Genomic DNA, 22678 nt, shown 5'->3' on the forward strand with positions numbered 1-22678 from the left:
GGTTGTCATAAATCTGTCATGAATTAGCAATATTTGGGCCGCTACCGGTTTAGAGCTTCTGAGTGCCTGGCAGCGGCAAAAGTGCCGGAGACTTGACGCGGCTGCGGTGCGACGTTCGGTCGGCACGTCAGAGTGTTGCGGGTGTAAGGTGGAAAAGTTCGTTACCAGACAGGAGGTGCCTATGAGCATGGCGATGCTGAACAAAATGCACATGAATGGCTACGACGTACTCAGCGTGAACAATGGCCCATGGCGGGTCTGCACGCAGGGCGACCGGCTTGCTTCGTTTGCCAGTCGCGAGGAAGCGCTGGCGTATGCCGCCGCGCTGCCGGGGTACAAAAGCCGCGCACGCGGTCGCAAGACAGACTGAAGGTCTGTGAAGAAAAAGCCCCGGTTGACCGGGGCTTTTTGCTGTGGGCAGGGTGAGGTTCAGTGGACTTTGGTTCGGCTGATGGCGCGGGCTTTCACTTCCCGGGCGTAAAGTTGCAGGCGTTCTTCATCGCTTTGCAGCACCTCGCAGGATCGCAGTACCGCCTGGGCGTCCGCCTCGTTGCCCGACTGGCGCAGTTGCTCGGCGATGCGCTTGAGGTCCACCGCCGACCATCTCAGGTCCGATGCCACGCTTTGCAGGTCACGCTGAAGTTCGTGTTCGTATTCATTGAGCCGCATGATCACCTCCGGAACATTCTCGGTAAAACAGAGTAGCCGCATTTTTCCGGTGTGGGGCAAGGTCTTCTGTCGGTGAGCTGAATGGCCCGGTTTTCGGGGAATACAGGCAGAGCGCTACGATGGATGTCCGAACAGTTACAGGGTACATTCGCGTTTTTTCAGAAGAAGGAATCACCATGCGGATGTTGATCGGGGGGATGCTGATGGCGGCATTGGCCGGTTGTTCGCTGCCTGCGTCACTGGTGCCGGGCGAGCCGAATGTCAGCAAGATCAGCGGCAAGACTCCCAAGGACTACGCCGCGTGTGTATTGCCGCTGTGGCAGCAGGACGTTGCCAAGACGTCCCAGACAGCGATTTCCAATGGCTACCGGATCACCGCGCCGAGCATCGTCACCGCCGACGAGATTCTCGATGTGGTCAAGTACAAGGACGGCAGCCGCGTTTCCCTGTACCAGGGGCCGCCGTGGGCGAAGTCCGGGTCGTTGCGCAAAGCGGTGCGCGACTGCCTGTAAGGTCGAATAAAAAAAGCAGAAACCGGTGATCGGTTTCTGCTTTTTTTTGCCTGCTGATCGAGCTCAGTCCGAGATGTCGGTAAGCGGAATGCCGGCGCCGCCGGTCTTCTTTTCCCGACGATCCTGCATCCAGTCTTCCACCTGGCTGTTGAAGCCCGCCGGCGCCTTGCGCCCGACCTTTCTGGCGATGTCGAGGATGGTCTGCTGGGCGAGGGCTTCTTCCATGCGCTTTTGCGCGGTCATCATCGCGGCGTGAATCGAGCAGGTGCCGTCCAGCGCCCAGTCCGGCGGCGAGCCATCGAACAGTGCGCAGCGTCCGCGAATGTCCCGGCATTCGAAAATGTTCTTGGGACCATCGATGGCATTGACGATATCGAGCAGGGTGATTTCATCCGCCGGACGCGCCAGGGTGAAGCCGCCGCGCACACCGCCGGTGGATTCCACCAGTTTGCCTTTGGCCAGTTTGGTGAAGATCTTCGCCAGGTAATCCAGTGGCACCCCTTGCAGCTCTGCCAGGTCGCGCACGCTGGCTTCACGACTGTCACCGCCGCTGCCCACCAGAAAGGCCAGGCAGTGAATGCCGTACTCGACCCCCGCACTGTAAAGCGACATAACTATCTCCGACTGTATTTGTCGCCGATGTTATCAGGGTTGTTCGTGGCAAACAAATCGGGAACGCCTTGGGTTTTTGGCTCTGAGGATCCCGTTTTTCTTGGTTTTCAGCTAAATCAATGAGTTGTGGAGGGCGGATACGCTCAATCTGAGCTATCGAAGTTTTCGATGCTAATCATCACAAAATCTGACTTGTCGGATTTAAAGGCGACCAATACAGTCGCCGTTATCCGGTGAGCAGCCTTCCGCGTTCTTGAAAAATACAGACGTGTCCGCTCCCGATGATGTGAATCCTTCAACCTCATTCAGTGACTTGGCTTCGTGCCTGGAGAGAACAATGAAACAGCACATTCTGGTAATCGGCGCAGGTTTCGGTGGCATGTGGACGGCATTGAGCGCCACGCGTCTGGTCGACATTCACAATCGGGACAACATCGAAGTGACCGTGTTGGCGCCGCAGGCCGAGCTGCGCGTTCGTCCGCGTTTCTACGAGCCGAATGCCCACACGCTGGCGGCGCCGCTGGGCGATCTGTTCGATGCGGTTGGCGTCAACTTCATCAAAGGCGCGGCGAACACCATCGACGTGCAGGCGAAAACCGTGGGCTACACCGATGCAGCCGGTGCGCAGCAGGTGTTCAACTACGACAAACTGGTGCTGGCCTCCGGCAGCGGCCTGGCCCTGCCAGACACCCCGGGCGTGGCGCAATACGCGTTTGATGTCGATCAGATCGAAGCTGCGATCCGCCTGGAAAACCACCTGGATTCCCTGATCGGCCAGCCTGAAAGCCAGGCACGCAACACGGTGGTCGTCGCCGGCGGCGGTTTCACCGGTATCGAAACCGCCACTGAAATGCCGGCGCGTCTGCGCGCTGTGCTGGGCGCTGATGCCAAGGTTCAAGTGATCATCGTTGACCGTGCGCAGAAAGTCGGCGCTTCCATGGGCGAAGCCATCAGTGTGTCGATTGCCGAAGCGAGCGAAGAGTTGGGCGTTGAATGGCGACTGGGTGTGTCGGTGCTGTCGGTCGATGAAAACGGCGTGACCCTGTCGGACGGCCAGCGCATCGACGCAAAAACCGTGGTCTGGACCACCGGTGTACGTGCCAGCTCCCTGACCGAGCAGATTCCTGCCGAGCGCGATCGCCAAGGTCGCCTGCACGTTGATGCCAACCTGAAAGTCATCGGCCAGGACGACATCTTCGCCACCGGCGACGTGGCTTACGCGGCCACCGACGATGTCGGCAACTTCGCCCTGATGACCTGCCAGCACGCGATTTCTCTTGGTCGTCACGCCGGTAACAACGTCGCAGCGCAGATCCTCGGGGTCGACCCGAAGCCGTACAGCCAGCCGAAATACGTGACCTGCCTCGACCTCGGCGCCTGGGGTGCGGTGTACACCGAAGGCTGGGATCGTCAGGTGAAACTGGTTAAAGAGGAGGGCAAGTCGCTCAAGACCCAGATCAACACCCAGTGGATCTACCCGCCGGCGGCTGACCGTGCCATCGCGCTGGCGGCTGCGGATCCGATGATCCCCGTCGTCGCGTAAAAACGGCGTGGCACAGAAAATCCCGCCCGGTTGATGCCGGGCGGGATTTTTTCGTTCAGATTGCGCAAACCCCTCCGGCAAGGACCACCCGACCGAACTCGGCGTTGGCCTCCTGAGGTGTGATGGCGAGCAGTTGGTCGAGGCGAATTTCCTGTTGCGCGCCTTGTTGCTCGATCACCAGGAATTCTTCTTTGTCGCTGCTGGTTCGCGTGGTCACGGCCCGAGCCATCAGTTGCTGACCGTCAATCAACTCGATGTCCAGCTGATAGCCGCGCAGGCAGGCGATTTCCAGGTAGTCGTACAGATCACAGTTCAACGGCTGATAACGGGTCATGGTGCTACTCCTCGAAACCTTGCAGAGTGATGATGAAATAGCCGTCTTCGGCGATGGCCTTGGCGACCTGCGGATTGGCCGGCTCGCTGTGGCAGAACAGACACTGGCTCTGGGAAATGTCTTCGTCCTGCAAGCCGTTGTCCATCAGGAACTGCCGGGCGTAGGCCTTCGCCGCTTCGGCTTCGCGATCGGTCAAAACATCGAAATGAAGATAGCGGCCATCTTTGGTGCGCACGTGGGTATCGAATACTTTGACGAACATTATTGGCTCTCCTGCATTTTCCAGGTGCCGGGCAGCGAGAGGTTGCCCGAGGCGATGTCGTAGACGCTGCTGACACACAGCAGCGGGTTGTGCAGGTCGGCATTGACCTTCAGCGCTGCGGTGACGCCGTCATAGTTGAAGCTTTGCGGGAAACCGACGGCAGCCAGCGGCACGCGGATCTGCGCGGCGTTCTGTTTCACGCTCAGGTCGTAGCCGGGGGAGTCGATGTAAATCGGCGCGCCGGGCCAGGTCGCAGGTAGTTTCGGTTTGGCGTCCTTGGGGATGTCGCGCACTTTCAGGCCACCGGGGCCGCAGCTTTCATCCTTGCTCAGGACCACCCAGTGCGAGTGCCAGAGGCCGCCGTCGTTGTCCTTCTTGCCGTCCTTGTTTTCATCCAGCTGCGGGGTGTCATCGAAGTCCGGGTGCGAGGTCAGGGCGAGGGCGAGGATGCCGGAGTTCGCTTCAAAACCGACGGCGCCGCTGTCCAGGCTAGTGGGCCAGACGTAGCTGTAAACCTCGGCGCCGGCGAATGAACCCTTGGCGGTCGGCACGCGGCTGCCGGCCTTGCCATCGACCAATTGTTCGAAGACCAAGGTGTTGCCGTCCTTGAAAACACGGGTGTGGACCAGATCGAACGCGGCGTCGGTTTTACCGGGTTCGCTGTGAATGCCTTCTGGTCCGTGGGCCCAGGCTTGTGTTGCCAGAAGCGTGCTGATGGTCAATGCCAATGTGCTTTTCATGGGATGCCTCGATGTGCGGTTTAAGTTTCGAATCGATACCGCAATCCTAAGGTGGTACTGTTTTTTGTCAATAAGGTTTTTAAACGATACTATTTATCGATCCCATTGAAACAGGCGATGACCGTGTTGTTTGACCTGCTGGAAAGATTGTCGAGCCTGACCCGCGTGTGGTTTCGCGAGCACCCGCTGCTGGCCGAACTGCAACCGATTCAACTCAGCGCGCTGCTGTATCTGGCGCGGTGCAACCGCTATTCGAATACGCCGCTGGCGGTTACCGATTATCTGGGCCTGACCAAGGGCACCGTGTCGCAGTCGCTGAAGGCGCTGGAGACCCATGGTTTTCTGACCAAGGTTCCGGACGCCCGAGACAAGCGCAGCGTGCATCTGGAATTGACGACCACTGCGCGCGAGCTGATCGATGCGGTCATGCCGCCAGATTTCCTGAGCAATGCCGCGCAACGCATGGGCGCGCGTGCCGGCGATCTGGAGGTATTGTTGCTGGAGTTGCTGCGCAACATTCAACACAGCGAAAACGTACCCAGTTACGGGCTTTGCCGGACTTGTCGTTTTCACCAGACATCCACTGCCGGCGCCGTCTGCGGATTGACCGGCGAAGCGTTGGCCCCGCCGGAAATCGAACTGATCTGTCGCGAGCATCGCCTGCCCGAAGAAACCCCCGCCTGAATCCTCCCCCGCCGGGGCTATGACTAAACCTCATGGCCCCATGATTTTTAATGGTTACGGCCGGCCCGATCCCCGGTGTTAAAAAATCGCAAACACAGCTCATCAATAACAACCAGAGAGCGTTTGCAGCCATGTCCCGATTCTCCCTTCGCGTCTCCCCACGTCCGTTATTGATCCCGTTGGCCATTCGGTCTGCGTGAGCTGTCGATCACCCCCAAAAAATCCCTCTGCATCGCAAAGAGTAATGACTGATGAAAGAACTCGACCTGTACATCGGTGAAGGTTTCGAAGGCCCGGGCGTGAACGCCGCGCACATCAATATCCTGATCGGCCCGCGCAATGGCCCGGCAGGGCAGGCGTTTGCCAACAGTCTGGCATCGCCGAGCCAGGGCCATTGCCCGTTCATGGTGATCGCCCAGCCGAACATTCCGGTCAAGCCGATGACCCTGTATGTGAACAAAGCTGCGATCAGCAGCGACCTACACGGCAACGCGACGTGGGGCGCTTCCCAGGCCGGCATCGCCAAGGCAGTACTCGAAGCGCTGCTCGACGGCACGCTGCCGCCGGAAGCCGAAGATGAGTGGGCGATCGTCACCGCCAACTGGGTCAACCCGGCCTGCGATGACCTCGATGCGGTTTACCTGAACAACTACAACGCCTGCCGCACCGCGATCCGCGCCGCCCTGACCGGCAAGCCGGAAACCGCGCAGCTCAAAGATGTGGTCAACCACATCAGCAACCCTTTCTACACGCCAAAAGCCTGAGGTCCGCGCCATGCAATACATCCGTTTGGGCAACTCCGGCCTGCAAGTTTCCCGCCTGTGCCTGGGCACCATGAACATGGGCACCCCGGACTGGAAACCGTGGATCTTCAATGAAAAACAAAGCGAGCCGATCGTCGCTCACGCCCTGAACAACGGTGTGAACTTCATCGACCTGGCGGACTTCTATTCCGCCGGTGTCGGCGAGGAAGTGGTAGGGCGCATCGTCAAGCGTCTGGCCCGTCGCGAAGACCTGGTGATCACCACCAAGGTCGGCTACGGCACCCGCAACGCGATCAACGCCAGCGGCCATTCGCGCAAGCACATCATGGACAGCATCGATGCCTCGCTGAAGCGTCTGGACATGGATTACGTCGACGTGTTCATGCTGCATTACTTCGACGTGAATACTCCGGTCGAGGAAACCATGGGCGCGCTGAACGACATCGTGCGTTCCGGCAAGGCGCGCTACATCGGCGTCTCGACCATGCTCACCGGCCAGCTGGCGAAAATCCTCATGGCCTGCGAGCGCAATGGCTGGGTCAAGCCGATCAACATGCAGCTGCAACTGAACTGCGCCTATCGCGAAGAAGAGCGCGAGATGATTCCGTTCTGCCGCGATCAGGGCATCGGCGTCTCGGTGTTCAGCCCGCTGGCCCGTGGCCTGTTGACCGGTGATGTGCAATCGACCCGCAACCAGACCGACTTCTTCACCCAGCAGATGTACAGCGACGAAGCCTCGTTCGAAATCGCTCATTCGGTGCAGCGCGTGGCCCGTGCCCGCGGCGTATCGAACGCGCAGATCGCCCAGGCCTGGGTCGCCAATCATCCGGGCGTGGACTGCATGCTGGTCGGCGCCGACACCACCGCGCAGTTCGACAGCGCACTGGCGGCGTTGGAAACCAAACTGGATGCCGAAGAGCTGCACGAGCTGGAACGCAACTACACCCCGTGCGACGTGATCAACGATTACACCGCCGGCAAACGCATCCTGCGCACGGCCCGTCCAGGGCAGGAACGCTTCACGTTGCAGGGGGCGGTGGCATGAGCGAATTGATCCGTCACGGCAACTTTATCGACGGTCAGTGGGGCCAGGGCGGCGCCACTTACCGGGTGCGCAACCCGGCCAACGGTGAGTTGATCGCCGACGTGCAAAAGGCCGGCGCCGAGGAAACCAACCTCGCCGTTGACGCCGCCAATCGTGCCTTGCCAGCGTGGCGCAAACTCACGGCCAAGGAGCGCAGTCAGCGCCTGAAACGCTGGAGCGATCTGATGCTCGCCAACCAGCAGGAACTGGCGACCTTGCTCAGCCGCGAACAAGGCAAGCCGCTGGCCGAAGCCAAGGGCGAAGTGGTTTACGCTGCCAGTTTTCTCGAGTGGTTCGGTGAGGAAGCCAAGCGTGCTTACGGTGACGTGATCCCGAGCCACAAGGCCGATGCGCGGATCATCGTGACCAAGGAAGCGATCGGCGTGGTTGCAGCGATTACTCCTTGGAACTTCCCGCTGGCGATGGTCACCCGCAAGGTCGGCCCGGCGTTGGCGGCGGGTTGCACGATGATTCTCAAGCCGTCGGAAGAAACCCCGCTGTCGGCATTTGCCCTGGCGGTGCTGGCCGAGCAGGCCGGGATTCCAGCCGGTGTGTTCAACATCGTCTCCGGCGATGCGGTGGCCATCGGCGGCGCGCTGCAAGCGTCCAGCGTGGTGCGCAAACTGTCGTTCACCGGCTCGACCCGCACCGGCAAATTGTTGATGCGCCAGGCCGCCGACACCCTGAAAAAGGTCTCGCTGGAACTGGGCGGCAACGCGCCGTTCATTGTCTTCGACGATGCCGACATCGACGCGGCCGTCAAAGGCGCGATGGCCTCGAAATTCCGCAACACCGGGCAGACCTGCGTGTGCGTCAACCGCTTCTTCATTCAGGACGGCGTCTACGAAGCCTTCACCGGCAAACTTGCCGAAGCCGTGGCGGCGATGCGCGTGGGCAGCGCGCTGGACGGCGAGACCGAGCAAGGTCCGCTGATCAACGCCGCCGCGTTGGCCAAGGTTGAAGCCCACGTCAGCGACGCGCTGGAGAAGGGCGCCACGCTGTTATGCGGCGGCCGTCGTCATGCCTTGGGCGGCACGTTCTACGAACCGACCATCCTCACCGAAGCCAATAGCGACATGCTGATCGCCCAGGACGAAACCTTCGGCCCGGTGGCCGCGTGCTTCCGCTTCAAGGACGAAGCCGAGGTGCTGGCGCGCGCCAACGACACGCCGTTCGGTCTGTCGGCGTACTTCTACAGCCGCGACATCGGCCGCGTCTGGCGCATGGCCGAAGGGCTGGAAGCCGGGATGGTCGGCATCAACGAAGGGATCATCTCCACGGAGGTGGCGCCGTTCGGTGGCATCAAGGAATCGGGCCTTGGGCGTGAAGGTTCGAAGTATGGTCTGGATGACTATCTGGAGATCAAATACCTGTTGATGGGCGGTCTCTAGACCTCCCCGAACCCTGTGGGAACTGGCTCCTGCAGGGTTCCTCCCAGAGCTTTCCGTTTCTCCGTCAATAACAACAATTGGAGACGAACATGTCCGCTCAACCCGTAAAGATCGATGACCTGCCCATCGGGCGCTTCCACCTCAAGATCGCTGGCCTGACCTTCGGCGCGCACTTCACCGACGGCTATATCCTTGGCCTGATCGGCATCGCGTTCACCTTGCTTAGCCCGCAGATGCAGCTCGACGCGTTCTGGCAGGGCCTGATCGGCGCGTCGGCGCTGATCGGTCTGTTTCTCGGCAGTCTGTTTTTCGGCTGGATCTCGGACAAGGTCGGCCGGCAGAAAATCTTCCTGGTCAGTTTCGTGCTGATCACCATTGCCTCGGTGATGCAGTTCTACGTCGAAACCGCCATGAGCCTGTTCCTCTGTCGAGTGTTGATCGGCATCGGTCTGGGCGGGGATTTCAGCGTTGGCCACGCAATGCTCGCCGAGTTCGCGCCGAAGAAACATCGCGGCGTATTGCTGGGCTCGTTCAGCGTGATCTGGACCTTCGGCTACGTCGCGGCGACCTTTGTCGGCACCGCCATGCTCAGTCTCGGTGACGATGCCTGGCGCTGGATGCTGGCGTCGTCGGCGATCCCCGCCGCGTTGATTCTGATTGCCCGTATCGGCACGCCGGAGTCGCCGCGCTGGCTGGTCAATCAGGGCCGGGTGGCCGAAGCCCGTGCCATCGTCAAAAAGCACTTGGGCGATAACGTCGAGCTGGATGAAACCCGCTCCACGGAAACCCGCTCGGGCTATGCGGTGCTGTTCAGCCGCGAATACCGCAAGCGCACGGCGTTCAACTGCCTGTTCTTCGTCTGCATCGTCATGCCGTACTTCGCCATCTACACCTTCCTGCCGTCGATCCTGCAGAAAATGGGCCTGGCCGAAGGCTTCGGCACCGAACTGATGCTCAACATGCTGCTGATCCTCGGCGCGTTGATCGGCATCTGGTGCACGATCAAATTTACCCGGCGCGGGTTCCTGATCAACTCGTTCATCATTCTGGCGGTGGCGTTGTTTCTGCTGGCGGTGTTGCCGGGCAGCGCGGCGTGGCTGATGGTGCTGGTGTTCGGCGTGTTCACGCTGGTGCTGTCAGCGGTGAGCAATCTGGTGGGTGTGTTCCCGGCGGAGAGCTTCCCGACGGAAGTGCGGGCCAGCGGGATTGGTCTGGCGACGGCCGTCAGCCGTCTCGGTTCGGCGGTCAGTACGTTCCTGTTGCCGGTGAGTGTGGCGGGGATTGGTCTGAGCCCGACGATGGGGATTCTTGCGGCGATCCTGGGGATTGGCGCGTTGTTGTCCTGGGCGTGGGCACCGGAGACCAAGTCGTTGACGTTGAGTCAGGCGTGCAAGGCGCAGAGTCCGGTGGAAGTCGGAGTTGTATCTGCTGGTAAGGTTGCCTCGCCGATCTGAGTTTTTGCGGTGCGGGGTAGTTGGTGGTTGTGTTCGAGAACCACCCCTCACCCCAGCCCTCTCCCCAGAGGGGAGAGGGGGAAAGGGAGCAGATCTTCATGGTTTTCGAGGCCTGAGTTCGGCTCGATAGTTCAGGTCGATGTATTTCAAATAAGCAACTCGGTAGGTTCCCTCTCCCTCTGGGAGAGGGCTAGGGTGAGGGGCTTTTCAGGGGTTAGACACAATGCCGAGCCACTCGGTAAACAGCCTCACCTTCGACAACCCCTGCTTGTCATTCGCCACATCCAGCCAATACCCATAAGGGCCGATCACCTCAATCGGGGTGATCGGCAGCAGGCTGCCGTTGGCCAGTTCCTTTTCGATCATCTGCCGGTCGATCACCGCCAGACCGCCACCAGCCAACGCGGTGTGGATCACCTGGTCCAGGGTGCTGAATTCCAGCCCTTGCCCTGCATCGATGTCATCCCGGCCCATGGCCGCCAGCCAGTTTTCCCAGACCTTCAAGCGCTTGCCGTCGTGCAGGATGTGCAGCAACGGAAACTGTCGCAGATCCGGCGGCTGATCGCCGTTGAACAGTTCCGGGCTGGCCACTGCGATGTGCCGTTCCATCACCAGCAATTGACTGACGCAGTGGGGCGCTGCCGCGAGACCGAAACGGATGTGGCAATCGACTTCCGTCAGGCTGTCGTGGCCGATCTGGTTACTCACGCTGAGGTTGATGTCCGGGTAGCGCTGGCAGAACGCGCGCAGGTGCGGCGACAGCCAGCGGGTGGCCCAGGTCGGCGGTGCGAGTACTTTCAGGCGCTGGCGCAGATTGGGCACGCGCACTGCTTGCAGGGCACGTTCGATGTGATCGAAGGCCTCGGCCAGATGCGGGGAAAGATTGCTGCCGGCTTCGGTCAGCGACAGCCCTTGAGGCGTGCGCACGAACAGCGCCACGCCGAGGTAGTCTTCAAGCTGTTTGATCTGGCGACTGACCGCGCCCTGGGTGACGTTCAGCCCGATGGCGGCCTGACTGAAACTGCGATGACGGGCGACTTCTTCGAACACGCGCAGGGTGTTGAGCGAGGGCAGTTGACGCATGGAGGCGGGACTCCGGATCGGGCGGTTTTTGTTGTTTTGGAATGAGGGCTATCTGACTATCGGGACGGTGCGGATGCAAGATGAATTCGCAGCGGGCAGGCAAAAAAAATCGCAGCCCTGGCTGCGATTTTTTCGAGCGTCAGAAGTAATACCCGACGTTCACATATAACTGGTTTTCCCACTGATCCAGTCCCCCCGCACCAAGGCTCTGGGTGTAGCTGCTGCCACCGATGTACGGATCGTTTTTACCGAACAGCCATTCGGTCGCGACCCACAACTTGCTGACCGAGAACGACGTTCCGAGGATCATCCGCTCGGACGTCTTGAACCCGCTGGCAGACTTGTCGAAGGCGCTGTAGTTGGCGTACAGCTTGATCCCGCTGATCTGGTCGAACAGGTATTTGCCGCCGACGTCGTAGCTCAGGTCAGCCACGTACAGATTTCCGCGACTGGCCACGTTGTAAGTACCGTCGTATCCACCGAGGGTCACCAGTTCATCGGTGCCGGCATTGCGTGGCGACATCTGCTGCCGCGCCGCCTGCAACTGCACGCCCCACGGGCCGTTCTTGCCGAGGTAATGCACGGCCACAGCGTTGCGTCGGCCGTCGTTGTCGGTGTCCTTGTTTTCAAGAGTCGAGGTCAGGCCGGAGATCCCGACTTCGGATTTCCACGACCCCAGATCCAGCGACCTGGCCACTCGCAGCACCACGGTGCTGCGTTCCTGGTTGTCACTGCCGTCGGCTACGTAACTGTCGGCCCCGGATACGACGCTGGAATAGGTCACGCCTTTGCTGGTGCCTTTGCCTTGCCACGCCGGACGCAGGTAATAACCGGCCTGAAGGTTCCAGTCGCCGCTTTGCTGGATGTACTTGGCGCCGACCTGTTGCACGTCTTCCAGGCCGATGACGTTGCCCAGGGTTTCGTAGAAGGTGCTGCCGAAGTACGGCTGCAAACCGAACGGCACGGTGTTCAGGCCCACTTGCACTTGCTGGTCCGGGTTGAACTTGTAGCCGACCCACGCGAACTTGGCGAAGCGGATATCGCCATAGTCCTTGGTGTACTGGTACGGGTAGGAGCGACCGTAGAAGCGGTATTGCGCTTCTCCGATCCAGGTGTCGGAGTTGTACTTGGCGCTGAGGAACACCGTGTCGAGACCGAACTTCTGAATGTCGCGATCCGGGTCCACATCCCAACGGGCACGAATGGCGCCGTCAAGGTCGAGATTGTCGGTAACCTGGACCGCCATGGCTGGGGCGGCAATGCTGCAGAACAGAGCGATGGAGGTGGTGCGCAGGCGCAAAGAGGCAGGGAAGGGCATGGAGCGGCTCTCGATTGTTTTTATTAGAGATGCCGCGCAGTTTTGCGATCTGCAGGTTGTTGAACAAACGATAAAAACGGTGGGGAAACCTGCATCGAATGCATGTTACTCGGAAAATCCTGTAGGACAATTCGCCATTGTCGTGGGATGCTTTGCGCCTTGTCAGTGGTTTTCGAGTGCCTTGTATGAAACGCAAAATGCCCGGCCTGAATGCACTCAAAGCATTCGAAGTGGCCGGCAGCACCGGCAGCTTCACCCGCGCCGCCGAGTTGCTCAATGTCACCCAGAGCGCGGTCAGCCGTCAGGTGCGGCAGTTGGAAGAACAACTCGGCGAGAGTCTGCTCGAGCGCCGCCATCACCATCTCGAACTGACCGGTGCCGGCAAGATTCTGCTGCGGGCGCTGCACCAATCGTTCGACAAGATCGAGCTGACGGTGCGCAGCATCCAGCAGAAAACCCACGCCAACCGCCTGCACATCAACGCGCCGCCCACCTTCACCAGCCGCTGGCTGATGCCACGTTTGGGGCGCTTGCGCGAGCAGCATCCGGAACTGGAATTGAGCATCACCACCCGCTTGCAGGACAGCCTGGCGGAAACCAGCACCCTCGATTGCGCGATCCGTTTTGGCGACGGCGAGTGGGACGGGCTCGACAGTTCACTGCTGATTCAGGAACGGCATATCGCGGTGTGCGCGCCGAGCCTTTATGCGCGGGAGGGTGGCGAGCAGGGCATCGACCTCAATCGCCTGACCCTGCTGCATGTGCTGGCCCGCGAGGATCAGCGTTACCTGACCTGGAAACACTGGCTCGACGCGGCGCGGATCACGGGTGTCGATACCCAGGGCGGTTATGAATTCGACCTGTTGGACCTGGCGATTCAGGCGGCGGTCGATGGTCTGGGAATCACCATTGCCGACTGGCACATGGTTGCCTCGGAGCTGGCCAGCGGGCAGTTGACCCAGGTGCACAACGTGCATGTCGAAGGTCACCAGTCCTACTGGCTGGTGACCCGCCCGGAACAGACGCAGATGCCGCAGTTGCAGGCGTTCAGTCAGTGGTTGCAGGAAGAGATCTGGCTGGCGCAGCGCCAGCTTGAGCCTTCGAAGGCGATTTTCTGAGTAACGTGCCTTTTTCGAATGTTTGATCGCCGGATAAATCGTTTGTTGAACCCGCTGTCGATGACAAGACTGGCGGCATCGATAAAAACAAACGATGGGCGATGCACATGCGAGTCGAGCGAAATTTTGTTAACGGCCACTTCATCGAGCCGGCCAGCGCGGCGCTGATCGCGGTCTACAACCCGGCCACCGAAGCGTTGATCGGCCAGGTGTCGGCCGCCACTGCCGAAGAGGCCACGGCGGCAGTCGATGCCGCCGCCAAGGCGCAAAAGACCTGGGGCAAACTCACCAGCATCGAACGCGCCGAGCACCTGCGAGCGTTTGCAACGGCCCTTGAAGATCGCGCCGAAGCCATCGGCGCCGCACTGGCCGCCGAGTCCGGCAAAAGCCATAGCGACGCCAGCAACGAAGCCCGTTATGCCGCGCAGATCACCCGTTACCACGCTGAATGGGCGCGCCGCATCGAAGGCGAGATCATTCCCAGCGACAGCCCCGACGAAAACCTGTTTCTGCACCGCGAGCCGATTGGCGTGGTCGCGTGCCTGATTCCGTTCAACTACCCGGTCTACACCCTGTTGCGCAAAATCGCTCCGGCGCTGATTGCCGGCAACACCGTGGTGGTGCGTCCGAGCAACAACACCCCGACGTCGGCGTTCGAAATCGCCAAAGCGGTGGAGCAATCGGGCATGCCGGCCGGTGTGATCAACATCCTGACCATGGATCACGCCACCGCCGCCGCCGTGTGCACCCATAAAGCCGTGGGCCTGATCACCCTGACCGGCAGCGTCAACGCCGGGCGCATCGTTCTCGATTACTGCAAGGCCAACATCGCCAAGCCGTCGCTGGAACTGGGTGGCAAGACCCCGGCAATCATAGAGGCCGACGCCGATCTTGAAGCCGCCGCGAGCGCAATCATCGCCTCCAAAACCACTCACTGCGGCCAGTTGTGCACGGCAGTGGAGCGGGTCTATGTACAGGAAAGCGTCTACGACCGTTTCCTTGCATTGCTCAAAGCGAAGATCGCTGCCGTGAAGTTCGGCGACCGCGCCACAGACGCGAGCCTGATGGGCCCGCTGGTCAACGCCAGTTCGCAGAAGAACATTCACGCCATGGTCGAGCGTGCGATTGCCGACGGCGCCGTCCTCGAAAGCGGCGGTGTGCTGCCTGAAGGCCCGGGACATTTCTACCCGCCAACGCTGCTCAGCGGTTGCCGCCAGGACATGGAAATCGTCCAGGAAGAAATCTTCGGCCCGGTGCTGCCGGTGCTCAAGTACCGCGACATCGACGAAGCGCTGGCCATGGCCAACGATCACCAGTTCGGCCTGTCGTCGGTGCTGTACTCCGAGAACTACCGCACCGCGCAGAAAGTCGCCAACGCCATCGAAGCCGGCGAGTTGTACGTCAATCGCACACCTGCCGATCCGTATCAGGGCTATCACGCCGGCTGGAAACGCTCGGGCCTGGGCGGCGATGACGGCAAGCACGGCATGCTCGAATTCACCCAGACCCGACTCGTGGTCATGAAGTACTGATCCACCGCCTCACGCCTCACGCTACACCTATAAAAACAATTATCAGGGGCGCCCGGAGCACGGGTTGCCCGAGGTCACTTCAATGTCCAAGCATGCATCCTCTGCTGCCGCTGTTCAGGGTTCCAACTCGGCTTCGAAAAGCCGGAGCGACAAGGGAAGTCGCTATTTCCAACTGATGTTGCTGGTGCTCGCCGCCGGCGCGATCTACCCGATTCTGTACCTGCGCCAGGTCTATCAGACCACCATGCTCGAGGTGTTCCAGATCAACCACAGCGAGCTGGGTTATCTGTACTCGATGCTCGGGACGATTTTCCTGCTCAGCTACTTGCCGAGCGGTTGGCTGGCCGACCGTATCGCGCCGCGTTTCCTGATCTTCTTCTCACTGGTGGCCACCGGCGTGCTGGGCCTGTGGTACTCGACCGCGCCGTCGATGACCGGGCTGATGATCATCTTCGGCTGCTGGGGTCTGACCACCGGCCTGACGTTCTGGGCCTCGGTGCTCAAGCGCGTGAAGATGATTGCCCATCACACCGAGCAGGGCCGGTTCTTCGGCATTCTCGATGGTGGTCGCGGACTGGTTGAAGCGCTGTTGGCAACGGTTGCGCTGGGGCTGTTCGCCTACGCCACCGAAACCCGTGGCGAGTCCACCGCCGAAGGTTTCAGGCACGTGGTTTACCTCTACGCCTTCACCTGTATCGCCATCGGCTGTGTGCTGGTGCTGATCAAGGACCCGAAGTCGATGGAAGACACGCCGCCGGTGGAGAAGGGCAAGTTCAACCTGTTCACGGATCTGGCAACGTTGGTGAAGATCCCTGAACTGTGGCTGGTCACCGCGATCGTGTTTTGCGGTTATCACATCTTCTGGGCCACCTACAGTTTCTCGGACTACCTGCAAGGCAGCGGCCTGACCGCCGTCATGGCCGGCACCATCACCACCATCAAACTGTGGATGCGCCCGATCGGCGGCATCGGCGGCGGCTGGCTGGGGGACAAGTTCTCGAATATTTCGGTGCTGATCGTCGCGCTGTTGCTGGCGAGTCTGGCGATTGTCGGTCTGATCGTGTTCCCGGCGCTCAACAGCATGGGGTTGCTGATCGCGACAGTGATTTTCATCGGCCTGATGACCTACGCGATTCGCGGTCTGTACTGGGCGATCCTCGACAGCTGCAACATTCCGCTGCGCATCACCGGACTGGCCATCGGCATCGTCTCGGTGGTCGGTTACATGCCGGATGCTTTTATTCCGTTGATCAACGGCTACCTCACTGAGCATTTCCCTGGCGCCCTCGGCTACAAGCTCTATTTCGGTTACATCGCCGCAATCGGTCTGATCGGCACTCTGGCTGCCGTGACCCTGCGTGCCCGGATCAATCGCAAATCTTTGAAAAAGACAGGTGCCTGAGATGAAAATCGTCGCCCTTGAAACTCATATCGTCGCCGTACCGCCACCGCACATCGGCGGCATGTACTGGCTGTTCGTCAAGCTCAAGACTGACTGCGGCATTGAAGGCGTCGGCGAGATCTACGCCGCGACCTTCGGCCCCAAAGCCATGCTGCCGATCATCGAAGACGTGTTCGAACGCTACCTGTTGAATCAGGACCCGCACCACATCGAGCGCTTCTTCCGTCAGGCCTATTCGAGCGGTTTCACCCAGCGTCCCGACCTGACCATGATGGGCGTGGTCAGCGGTCTGGAAATGGCTTGCTGGGACATCATCGGCAAGGCTGCGAACAAGCCGGTCTACGAACTGCTCGGCGGTAAGGTTCACGAACGCCTGCGTTCCTACACCTACCTGTACCCGGTCAACAGCCGTGGCGAGTACGACTATGACGACCCGGATCTGGCCGCTGAATGCGCCGTTGAAAACATGAACAAAGGCTTCACCGCGGTGAAGTTCGACCCGGCCGGGCCGTACACCGCGTACTCCGGGCATCAGATTTCGCTGGAAGTGCTGGAACGCTGCGAAACCTTCTGCCGCAAGATCCGCGAAGCAGTGGGCAACAAGTGCGATCTGCTGTTTGGCACGCACGGGCAAATGGTGCCGTCCTCGGCGATTCGCCTGGCCAAACGCCTGGAGAAATACGATCCGCTGTGGTTCGAAGAACCCGTGCCGCCGGGCCAGGAAGAGGCCATGGCGCAGGTCGCGGCCAAGACCAGTATTCCGATTGCCACTGGCGAGCGCCTGACCACCAAGTACGAATTCTTCAAGCTGTTGCAGGCCGGCGGTGCGTCGATTCTGCAGATGAACGTGGCGCGCTGCGGCGGCCTGCTCGAAGGCAAGAAGATCGCCAGCATGGCCGAGGCCTATTACGCGCAAATCGCCCCGCATCTGTACAACGGTCCGATCGGTGCAGCGGCAAGTTTCCAGCTCGCGGCCTGCACGCCGAATTTCCTGATCCAGGAAAGCATCGAGACCTGGGGCGGCTTCCACGCCGAAGTCCTGAAAAAACCGTTGCAGTGGGAGGACGGCTACATCATCCCGTCCACCGAGCCAGGCCTGGGCGTGGAGCTGAACATGGACGTGGTGCGCAAGCATTCGCCGTACACCGGTGAGCGTCTGCACCTGCAAATGGCCCCGACCCCGGCCGACGTCAAAGACACATCGCCGGCCAAGGGCTGACGGGATTTCCCCGCCCGGCAACGGGCGGGTTCGATAAAAAGACTTACGCGGTAACCGTGCATGACATACGACTACATCATCGCTGGCGCAGGCGCCGCTGGCTGCGTGCTGGCCAATCGGCTCTCGGCCTCGGGCCAACATACGGTGCTGCTGCTGGAGGCGGGCGGCAAGGACAGTTCCCTGTGGTTCAAGATCCCGGTCGGCTTCGCCAAAATGTATTACAACCCGACCTTCAACTGGATGTACTACAGCCAGCCGCAGAAGCAGTTGGGCAATCGCGAAATCTACGCTCCGCGTGGCAAGGTCCAGGGTGGTTCGGGCTCGATCAACGCGATGATCTACGTGCGTGGTCAGGCCCATGACTTCAATGACTGGGCGGCCAACGGCAACGACGGTTGGGGCTTCAAGGATGTGCTGCCGTATTTCCGCAAACTGGAAAACCATCCGCTGGGCGACAGCGAATACCACGGCGGCAGCGGCCCGATCAGCATCACCCCGATGGCCGGCCAGACGCACCCGATCTGTGACGTGTTCCTCAAGGGCTGCGATGAGCTTGGTTACCCGCGCAGTGATGATTTCAACGGGCCGAAATTCGAAGGCGCGGGCATCTACGACGTCAACACCCGCAACGGTCAGCGCAGCTCCAGCAGCTTCGCCCATCTGCACCCGGCGCTGAGCCGGCCGAACCTGACGGTCGAACATTACGCGCTGGTTGATCAAGTGCTGTTCGATGAAAGCCAGCAGCGCGCCACCGGTATTTCCATCACCCAGCATGGCGTGGCGCGGACCTTCACGGCGCGCAAGGAAGTGATCCTGTGCGCCGGCGCCGTCGACACGCCGAAGATCCTGCAACTGTCCGGCGTGGCAGATCGTGCCTTGCTGGCCAAGCATCAGATTCCCGTGGTGAAACACCTGCCGGCAGTGGGGCAGAACCTGCAGGATCACCTGTGCGTCAGCTACTACTACAAGGCCAATATTCCGACCCTGAACGATGAACTCAGCTCGTTGTTCGGCCAGTTCAAACTCGGCGTGAAATACCTGCTGACCCGCAAGGGCGCGCTGGCGATGAGCGTCAATCAGGCTGGTGGTTTCTTCCGTGGCAACCCGGAGCAGAGTCATCCGAACCTGCAGCTGTATTTCAACCCGCTGTCGTACCAGATTCCGAAAAACAACAAGGCCAGCCTCAAGCCCGAGCCGTACTCAGGTTTTCTGCTGTGCTTCAACCCGTGCCGCCCGACCAGTCGCGGGCACATCGAGATTGCTTCGAAGAATCCACGTGATGCGGCGCTGATCGACCCGAATTACCTGAGCACGCAAAAGGACATCGATGAGGTGATCCAGGGCAGTCGCCTGATGCGCAAGATCATGGGCGCGCCTTCATTGAAGGGCATCACGGTTGATGAAGTCTTGCCGGGGCCGGCGGTGGAAACCGACGAGCAAATGCTGCAGTACTTCCGTGACAACTGCGGCTCGATCTATCACCTGTGCGGCTCCTGCGCGATGGGTGCAGACGAGCAATCTTCTGTGGTCGATAAGCGCCTCAAGGTGCATGGTCTCGACGGGTTGCGGATCGTCGATGCGTCGATCTTCCCCAACGTGACGTCGGGCAATACCCATGCGGCGGTGCTGATGGTGGCGGAGAAGGGCGCGGATCTGATTCTGCAGGATGCGTAATGCCCGGTGACACTTGATCGCAAGCGTCTTTCCAGCGTGCACTAGGCTTTGAATGCCGGCCCATTACGGGCCGGCATTGCTGTTTTGGGAGGACTGTTTTTTTGATTCAAGGAGCGACCGATCATGGATGATCTGGTGAAAGAAGTGGTAACGCTGTTGCAGTATCTGATCCCGGGGGTTGTCTCGGCCTGGATTTTCTACACCCTGACGGCGTTCAAGCGGCCGGATACGTTCGGGCAGATTGTGCAGGCGTTGATTTTCACGTTTGTGATTCACGGGATGGTGCTGGGGATTGGGGCGGTTTGTGTGTGGGTGGGGGAGAAGGGGTTTTCTGTAGGAAAATGGGATGCGAAAGCTGAAGCGTCGTGGGCATTTTTTGCTTCGCTGCTGCTTGGGTTGATGGATTGCTGTCTGGCAACCAATGGCAAATTGCATAGGTGGTTGCGCAGTAGAAACGTAACGAAACAATCTTCCTATCCCAGTGAATGGTTCTGCGCTTTTGCTCAATATGACCGATTCATCACCCTTCATCTGGAGGATGAAAGGCGCGTTCTAGGCTGGCCAGTCGAGTGGCCGCCGGAGTCGAACACCGGGCAGTTTTTGATGAGGTTTCCACGCTGGCTCAACGAAGATGGCAAATTGGATCCTATTGGCGCCGAATTTTTGCTGATAGATTCCGCGAAGGTTAAATGGGTTGAATTCAGCCCGGCATCAGAGGGTTCATCATGACCGCAAGAGCACCGCAACCAATGCCACAACATCTGGAGCGACTTTTCGTTGGGCCCGACGGGAAGCTGTTGGAGAAACCATTGATCACGGGCCCAAAGGCCCCTCCACCGCTGAAGTACCCCCCATCACCGCAAGCCCGCTACTAACCCCATCCATCCTTCACCGCCCGGCGAATGCCCTCCAGCAACATCGCAAACGCCGGGTTGTCATTGTTCTCCCGCCAGATCAGATGCAGTTCGCTCTGCACCCCTTCGCCCAGATCGATCTCGCGAAACACCACATTCCTGAACACCACGCTGGTCGCGCAACGCGGCACCAGTGCCAGCCCCATGCCCGCGTTGACCAGCGCCAGAATCGTCAGCGAAGACCCCAGCCACTGCACGTAATCCGGAGCGACCCGGGCCGAACGCAGCATACCGGTGAGCAATTCGTTGAACGGCGGATAGGCCGCATGGGAATACATCAGGAACGGCTGCCCATCCAGGTCCTTCACTGACACGTCGTCGGCCTCGGCCAGTCGATGACCACTCGGCACCGCCAGCACAAACGGCTCACGCACCAGGCATTCGGTGGCGTAGCCCGGCTCCAGCAATGGCGCGCGGACGATGCCCAGATCGATGCGTCGGGCGCGCAGGGCTTCGTGTTGCTGATAGGTGTTCATTTCGGTCAGGTCGATCTTCACCTGCGGCTGCTTGAGGCGCGCCTCGGCGATGACCTTGGGCAGAAACTCGTACACCGCGCTACCGACAAAACTGATGTTCACCGAACCGATATCACCCTCGGCAAAACGTCGGGCGGTGACGGCGGCCTGTTGCGCGCGTTCGAGCAGGTTTTGCGCCTCGATGAAGAATGCGCGGCCGGCAGCGGTGAGCGCCACACTGCGCGTACTGCGGGTAAACAATTCGACACCCAGATGATGTTCCAGCAACTGGATCTGCCGGCTCAGTGGCGGCTGGGTCATGTTCAACCGCTCGGCGGCACGCCGGAAGTTGAGCTCGGTGGCGACGGTGGTGAAGCAGCGCAGTTGGGTCAGTTCGAACATTGATCTAATCCAGGTATCAATCGAATGCCAAGTTAGATTAGACGGGATCAATTGCCCCGTCCATGATCGCTCTACGCCTCAAAGGCCACCGCTATCCCTACAAAAACAAAGATCGGGAGTCGCCCCTTGAATACCCTCCAGAGTCCGCCGGACATCACGGTACTCGCCCGCGCCGCCGCCAAGGTCAAGCGCCATGTGCTGCCGTTGTTCGTGGTGATGTTCATCGTCAACTACGTCGACCGGGTCAACATCGGCTTCGTGCGCAGCCATCTGGAAACCGATCTGGGTATCGGCGCTGCTGCCTATGGCCTTGGCGCCGGTCTGTTTTTCATCGGTTACGCCTTGTTTGAAGTGCCGTCCAACATGCTCCTGCAACGCTACGGCGCCCGGGCCTGGCTGACGCGGATCATGTTTACCTGGGGCGCCGCCGCGATGGCCATGGCGTTCGTCAAAGGTGAAACCAGTTTTTACGTGTTGCGCTTCATCCTGGGCGCTGCCGAGGCCGGGTTCTTTCCGGGAATCATTTATTACTTCACCCAATGGCTGCCAGCCTCGGAGCGCGGCAAGACCATGGCGGTGTTTCTCAGCGGTTCGGCGATTGCTTCGGTGATATCCGGCCCGGTGTCCGGCGCGTTGTTGCATATCAGCGGTTTGGGTATGCACGGCTGGCAATGGATGTTCCTGATCGAAGGCGCCGCGTCGGTGGTGCTCTGCGGGTTTGTCTGGTTCTGGCTGCAATCCCATCCGCGTCAGGCCAAGTGGCTGAGCGAGGAGGAGCGTGAAGCGCTGGTGACGGCAATCGCTGAAGAGCAGCGTGCCCGTGAAGCAACTCACGTCGCCAAACCATCGATGTTCAAACTGTTGGCGGACCGGCAGATCGCGCTGTTCTGCTTCATCTACTTCTCCATCGCCCTGACCATCTACGGCGCCACTTTCTGGCTGCCGAGCATGATCAAGAAGATGGGCAACCTCGGCGACTTCCAGGTCGGGCTGCTCAACTCGGTGCCGTGGATCATTTCCATCGTCGCGATGTACGGCTTTGCGGCGCTGGCCGGCAAGTGGAAATTCCAGCAGGCGTGGGTCGCGCTCACTCTGGTGATCGCCGCGTTCGGCATGTTCATGTCCACCACTGGCGGGCCGATTTTCGCCTTCGTCGCCATCTGTTTTGCGGCCATCGGCTTCAAGGCTGCTTCGGCACTGTTCTGGCCGATTCCGCAAAGCTATCTGGATGCGCGCATCGCAGCGGCGGTGATCGCGCTGATCAACTCCATCGGCAACCTCGGCGGCTTCGTTGCGCCGACCGCGTTCGGCTTTCTGGAGCAGACCACCGGCTCTATCGAGGGCGGTCTGTATGGCCTGGCCGCGACTTCGCTGGTAGCGGCAGTAGTGATCTTCTTCGCCCGCATGGCGCCCGGCGCCAAAGGCAAAACCCCGGCAAAGCCTGAACCCGAAACCGCCGTTGCGCCGACGGCCAACCCGGTGGTGAGCCACTGATTCCGACTCAACAGGAGC

General features: G+C 60.2%; 23 protein-coding genes. 15 read left to right on the forward strand and 8 right to left on the reverse strand.

All coding sequences use genetic code 11. From position 1 onward, the window contains the following. Positions 1–181 precede the first annotated feature (181 nt). Positions 182–370 (forward strand): DUF2188 domain-containing protein, encoded by a 189-nt coding sequence (locus CAF90_RS01380; protein ID WP_085602946.1) that lies wholly within the window; start codon positions 182–184, stop codon positions 368–370. A 59-nt stretch (positions 371–429) separates the two neighbouring features. Here CAF90_RS01380 and CAF90_RS01385 read toward each other — a convergent pair whose 3' ends face one another. Continuing rightward, positions 430–669 (reverse strand): hypothetical protein, encoded by a 240-nt coding sequence (locus CAF90_RS01385; protein WP_007950501.1) that lies wholly within the window; start codon positions 667–669, stop codon positions 430–432. Between the two features lie 176 nt (positions 670–845). Here CAF90_RS01385 and CAF90_RS01390 point away from each other — a divergent pair, with 176 nt between their 5' ends. Next, a complete protein-coding gene (locus tag CAF90_RS01390; RefSeq protein ID WP_085602948.1) occupies positions 846–1181 on the forward strand; it encodes a hypothetical protein in 336 nt (111 codons plus the stop codon). Positions 1182–1244: 63 nt separating this feature from the next. Here the strand turns inward: CAF90_RS01390 and CAF90_RS01395 are convergent, their stop codons facing one another. Further along, positions 1245–1793: an Rrf2 family transcriptional regulator gene (locus CAF90_RS01395; RefSeq protein ID WP_007950499.1), complete on the reverse strand. Its 549-nt coding sequence runs from the start codon at positions 1791–1793 to the stop codon at positions 1245–1247. Positions 1794–2130: 337 nt separating this feature from the next. Here CAF90_RS01395 and CAF90_RS01400 point away from each other — a divergent pair, with 337 nt between their 5' ends. Further along, positions 2131–3336, forward strand: a complete 1206-nt coding sequence (locus CAF90_RS01400) for an NAD(P)/FAD-dependent oxidoreductase (RefSeq protein ID WP_085602950.1) — start codon at positions 2131–2133, stop codon at positions 3334–3336. A gap of 55 nt (positions 3337–3391) precedes the next feature. Here the strand turns inward: CAF90_RS01400 and CAF90_RS01405 are convergent, their stop codons facing one another. Genes CAF90_RS01405 through CAF90_RS01415 form a run of 3 tightly spaced genes read right to left on the reverse strand, consistent with a single transcriptional unit; the run spans position 3392 to position 4672 of the window. Next, positions 3392–3670 (reverse strand): Rho-binding antiterminator, encoded by a 279-nt coding sequence (locus CAF90_RS01405; RefSeq protein WP_085602952.1) that lies wholly within the window; start codon positions 3668–3670, stop codon positions 3392–3394. Between the two features lie 4 nt (positions 3671–3674). Further along, positions 3675–3932 carry a DUF2024 family protein gene (locus tag CAF90_RS01410; protein WP_007950496.1) on the reverse strand — a complete coding sequence of 86 codons (258 nt, stop codon included), beginning with the start codon at positions 3930–3932 and terminating at the stop codon, positions 3675–3677. Continuing rightward, positions 3932–4672: a hypothetical protein gene (locus tag CAF90_RS01415; protein WP_085602954.1), complete on the reverse strand. Its 741-nt coding sequence runs from the start codon at positions 4670–4672 to the stop codon at positions 3932–3934. Before CAF90_RS01415 ends, CAF90_RS01410 begins: the two co-directional genes overlap by 1 nt. A 117-nt stretch (positions 4673–4789) precedes the next feature. Here CAF90_RS01415 and CAF90_RS01420 point away from each other — a divergent pair, with 117 nt between their 5' ends. The 5 genes from CAF90_RS01420 to CAF90_RS01440 all read left to right on the forward strand — a co-directional run bounded on the left by CAF90_RS01420 (position 4790) and on the right by CAF90_RS01440 (position 10049). Next, positions 4790–5356, forward strand: a complete 567-nt coding sequence (locus CAF90_RS01420) for a MarR family winged helix-turn-helix transcriptional regulator (RefSeq protein ID WP_085602957.1) — start codon at positions 4790–4792, stop codon at positions 5354–5356. 251 nt (positions 5357–5607) lie between these two features. After that, complete coding sequence (gene fae, locus CAF90_RS01425; RefSeq protein WP_007950493.1) at positions 5608–6120, forward strand: formaldehyde-activating enzyme; 513 nt, start codon at positions 5608–5610, stop codon at positions 6118–6120. Between the two features lie 10 nt (positions 6121–6130). After that, a complete protein-coding gene (locus tag CAF90_RS01430; RefSeq protein WP_085602959.1) occupies positions 6131–7165 on the forward strand; it encodes an aldo/keto reductase in 1035 nt (344 codons plus the stop codon). Further along, complete coding sequence (locus tag CAF90_RS01435) at positions 7162–8595, forward strand: NAD-dependent succinate-semialdehyde dehydrogenase (protein ID WP_085602961.1); 1434 nt, start codon at positions 7162–7164, stop codon at positions 8593–8595. Before CAF90_RS01430 ends, CAF90_RS01435 begins: the two co-directional genes overlap by 4 nt. An 89-nt stretch (positions 8596–8684) precedes the next feature. Next, the gene (locus CAF90_RS01440; protein ID WP_085602963.1) at positions 8685–10049 is read left to right on the forward strand and encodes an MFS transporter; all 1365 of its coding nucleotides are present in this window, start codon (positions 8685–8687) and stop codon (positions 10047–10049) included. A 207-nt stretch (positions 10050–10256) separates the two neighbouring features. On the opposite strand, the gene CAF90_RS01445 is transcribed toward CAF90_RS01440, so the two are convergent. Both CAF90_RS01445 and CAF90_RS01450 read right to left on the reverse strand, forming a co-directional pair. Then, positions 10257–11132 carry a LysR substrate-binding domain-containing protein gene (locus tag CAF90_RS01445; protein ID WP_085602965.1) on the reverse strand — a complete coding sequence of 292 codons (876 nt, stop codon included), beginning with the start codon at positions 11130–11132 and terminating at the stop codon, positions 10257–10259. Between the two features lie 139 nt (positions 11133–11271). Next, positions 11272–12450: a hypothetical protein gene (locus CAF90_RS01450; protein WP_085602967.1), complete on the reverse strand. Its 1179-nt coding sequence runs from the start codon at positions 12448–12450 to the stop codon at positions 11272–11274. Between the two features lie 185 nt (positions 12451–12635). Between CAF90_RS01450 and CAF90_RS01455 the strand changes: the two genes are divergently transcribed. From CAF90_RS01455 to CAF90_RS01480, 6 genes are all read left to right on the forward strand, one after another. Beyond that, positions 12636–13568 carry a LysR substrate-binding domain-containing protein gene (locus CAF90_RS01455; protein WP_085602969.1) on the forward strand — a complete coding sequence of 311 codons (933 nt, stop codon included), beginning with the start codon at positions 12636–12638 and terminating at the stop codon, positions 13566–13568. Between the two features lie 107 nt (positions 13569–13675). Continuing rightward, positions 13676–15100, forward strand: a complete 1425-nt coding sequence (gene aldA, locus CAF90_RS01460) for an aldehyde dehydrogenase (RefSeq protein WP_085605102.1) — start codon at positions 13676–13678, stop codon at positions 15098–15100. Between the two features lie 82 nt (positions 15101–15182). Continuing rightward, positions 15183–16502: a nitrate/nitrite transporter gene (locus CAF90_RS01465; protein ID WP_085602971.1), complete on the forward strand. Its 1320-nt coding sequence runs from the start codon at positions 15183–15185 to the stop codon at positions 16500–16502. A 1-nt stretch (position 16503) separates the two neighbouring features. Continuing rightward, the gene (locus CAF90_RS01470; RefSeq protein WP_085602972.1) at positions 16504–17721 is read left to right on the forward strand and encodes a mandelate racemase/muconate lactonizing enzyme family protein; all 1218 of its coding nucleotides are present in this window, start codon (positions 16504–16506) and stop codon (positions 17719–17721) included. 60 nt (positions 17722–17781) lie between these two features. Continuing rightward, positions 17782–19395: a GMC family oxidoreductase gene (locus CAF90_RS01475; RefSeq protein WP_085602973.1), complete on the forward strand. Its 1614-nt coding sequence runs from the start codon at positions 17782–17784 to the stop codon at positions 19393–19395. A gap of 123 nt (positions 19396–19518) precedes the next feature. After that, on the forward strand, positions 19519–20124 hold the full coding sequence (locus CAF90_RS01480) for a DUF6338 family protein (RefSeq protein ID WP_085602975.1): 606 nt from the start codon (positions 19519–19521) through the stop codon (positions 20122–20124). A gap of 142 nt (positions 20125–20266) precedes the next feature. On the opposite strand, the gene CAF90_RS01485 is transcribed toward CAF90_RS01480, so the two are convergent. After that, the gene (locus tag CAF90_RS01485) at positions 20267–21166 is read right to left on the reverse strand and encodes a LysR substrate-binding domain-containing protein (protein WP_064379392.1); all 900 of its coding nucleotides are present in this window, start codon (positions 21164–21166) and stop codon (positions 20267–20269) included. A gap of 126 nt (positions 21167–21292) precedes the next feature. Here CAF90_RS01485 and CAF90_RS01490 point away from each other — a divergent pair, with 126 nt between their 5' ends. After that, entirely contained in the window at positions 21293–22660 is a 1368-nt protein-coding gene (locus tag CAF90_RS01490; protein WP_085602977.1) for an MFS transporter, read from the forward strand. Positions 22661–22678 lie beyond the last annotated feature (18 nt).

The sequence above is a fragment of the Pseudomonas sp. B37(2017) genome (assembly GCF_002112885.1).
GTDB classification, from domain to species: domain Bacteria; phylum Pseudomonadota; class Gammaproteobacteria; order Pseudomonadales; family Pseudomonadaceae; genus Aquipseudomonas; species Aquipseudomonas paraglycinae.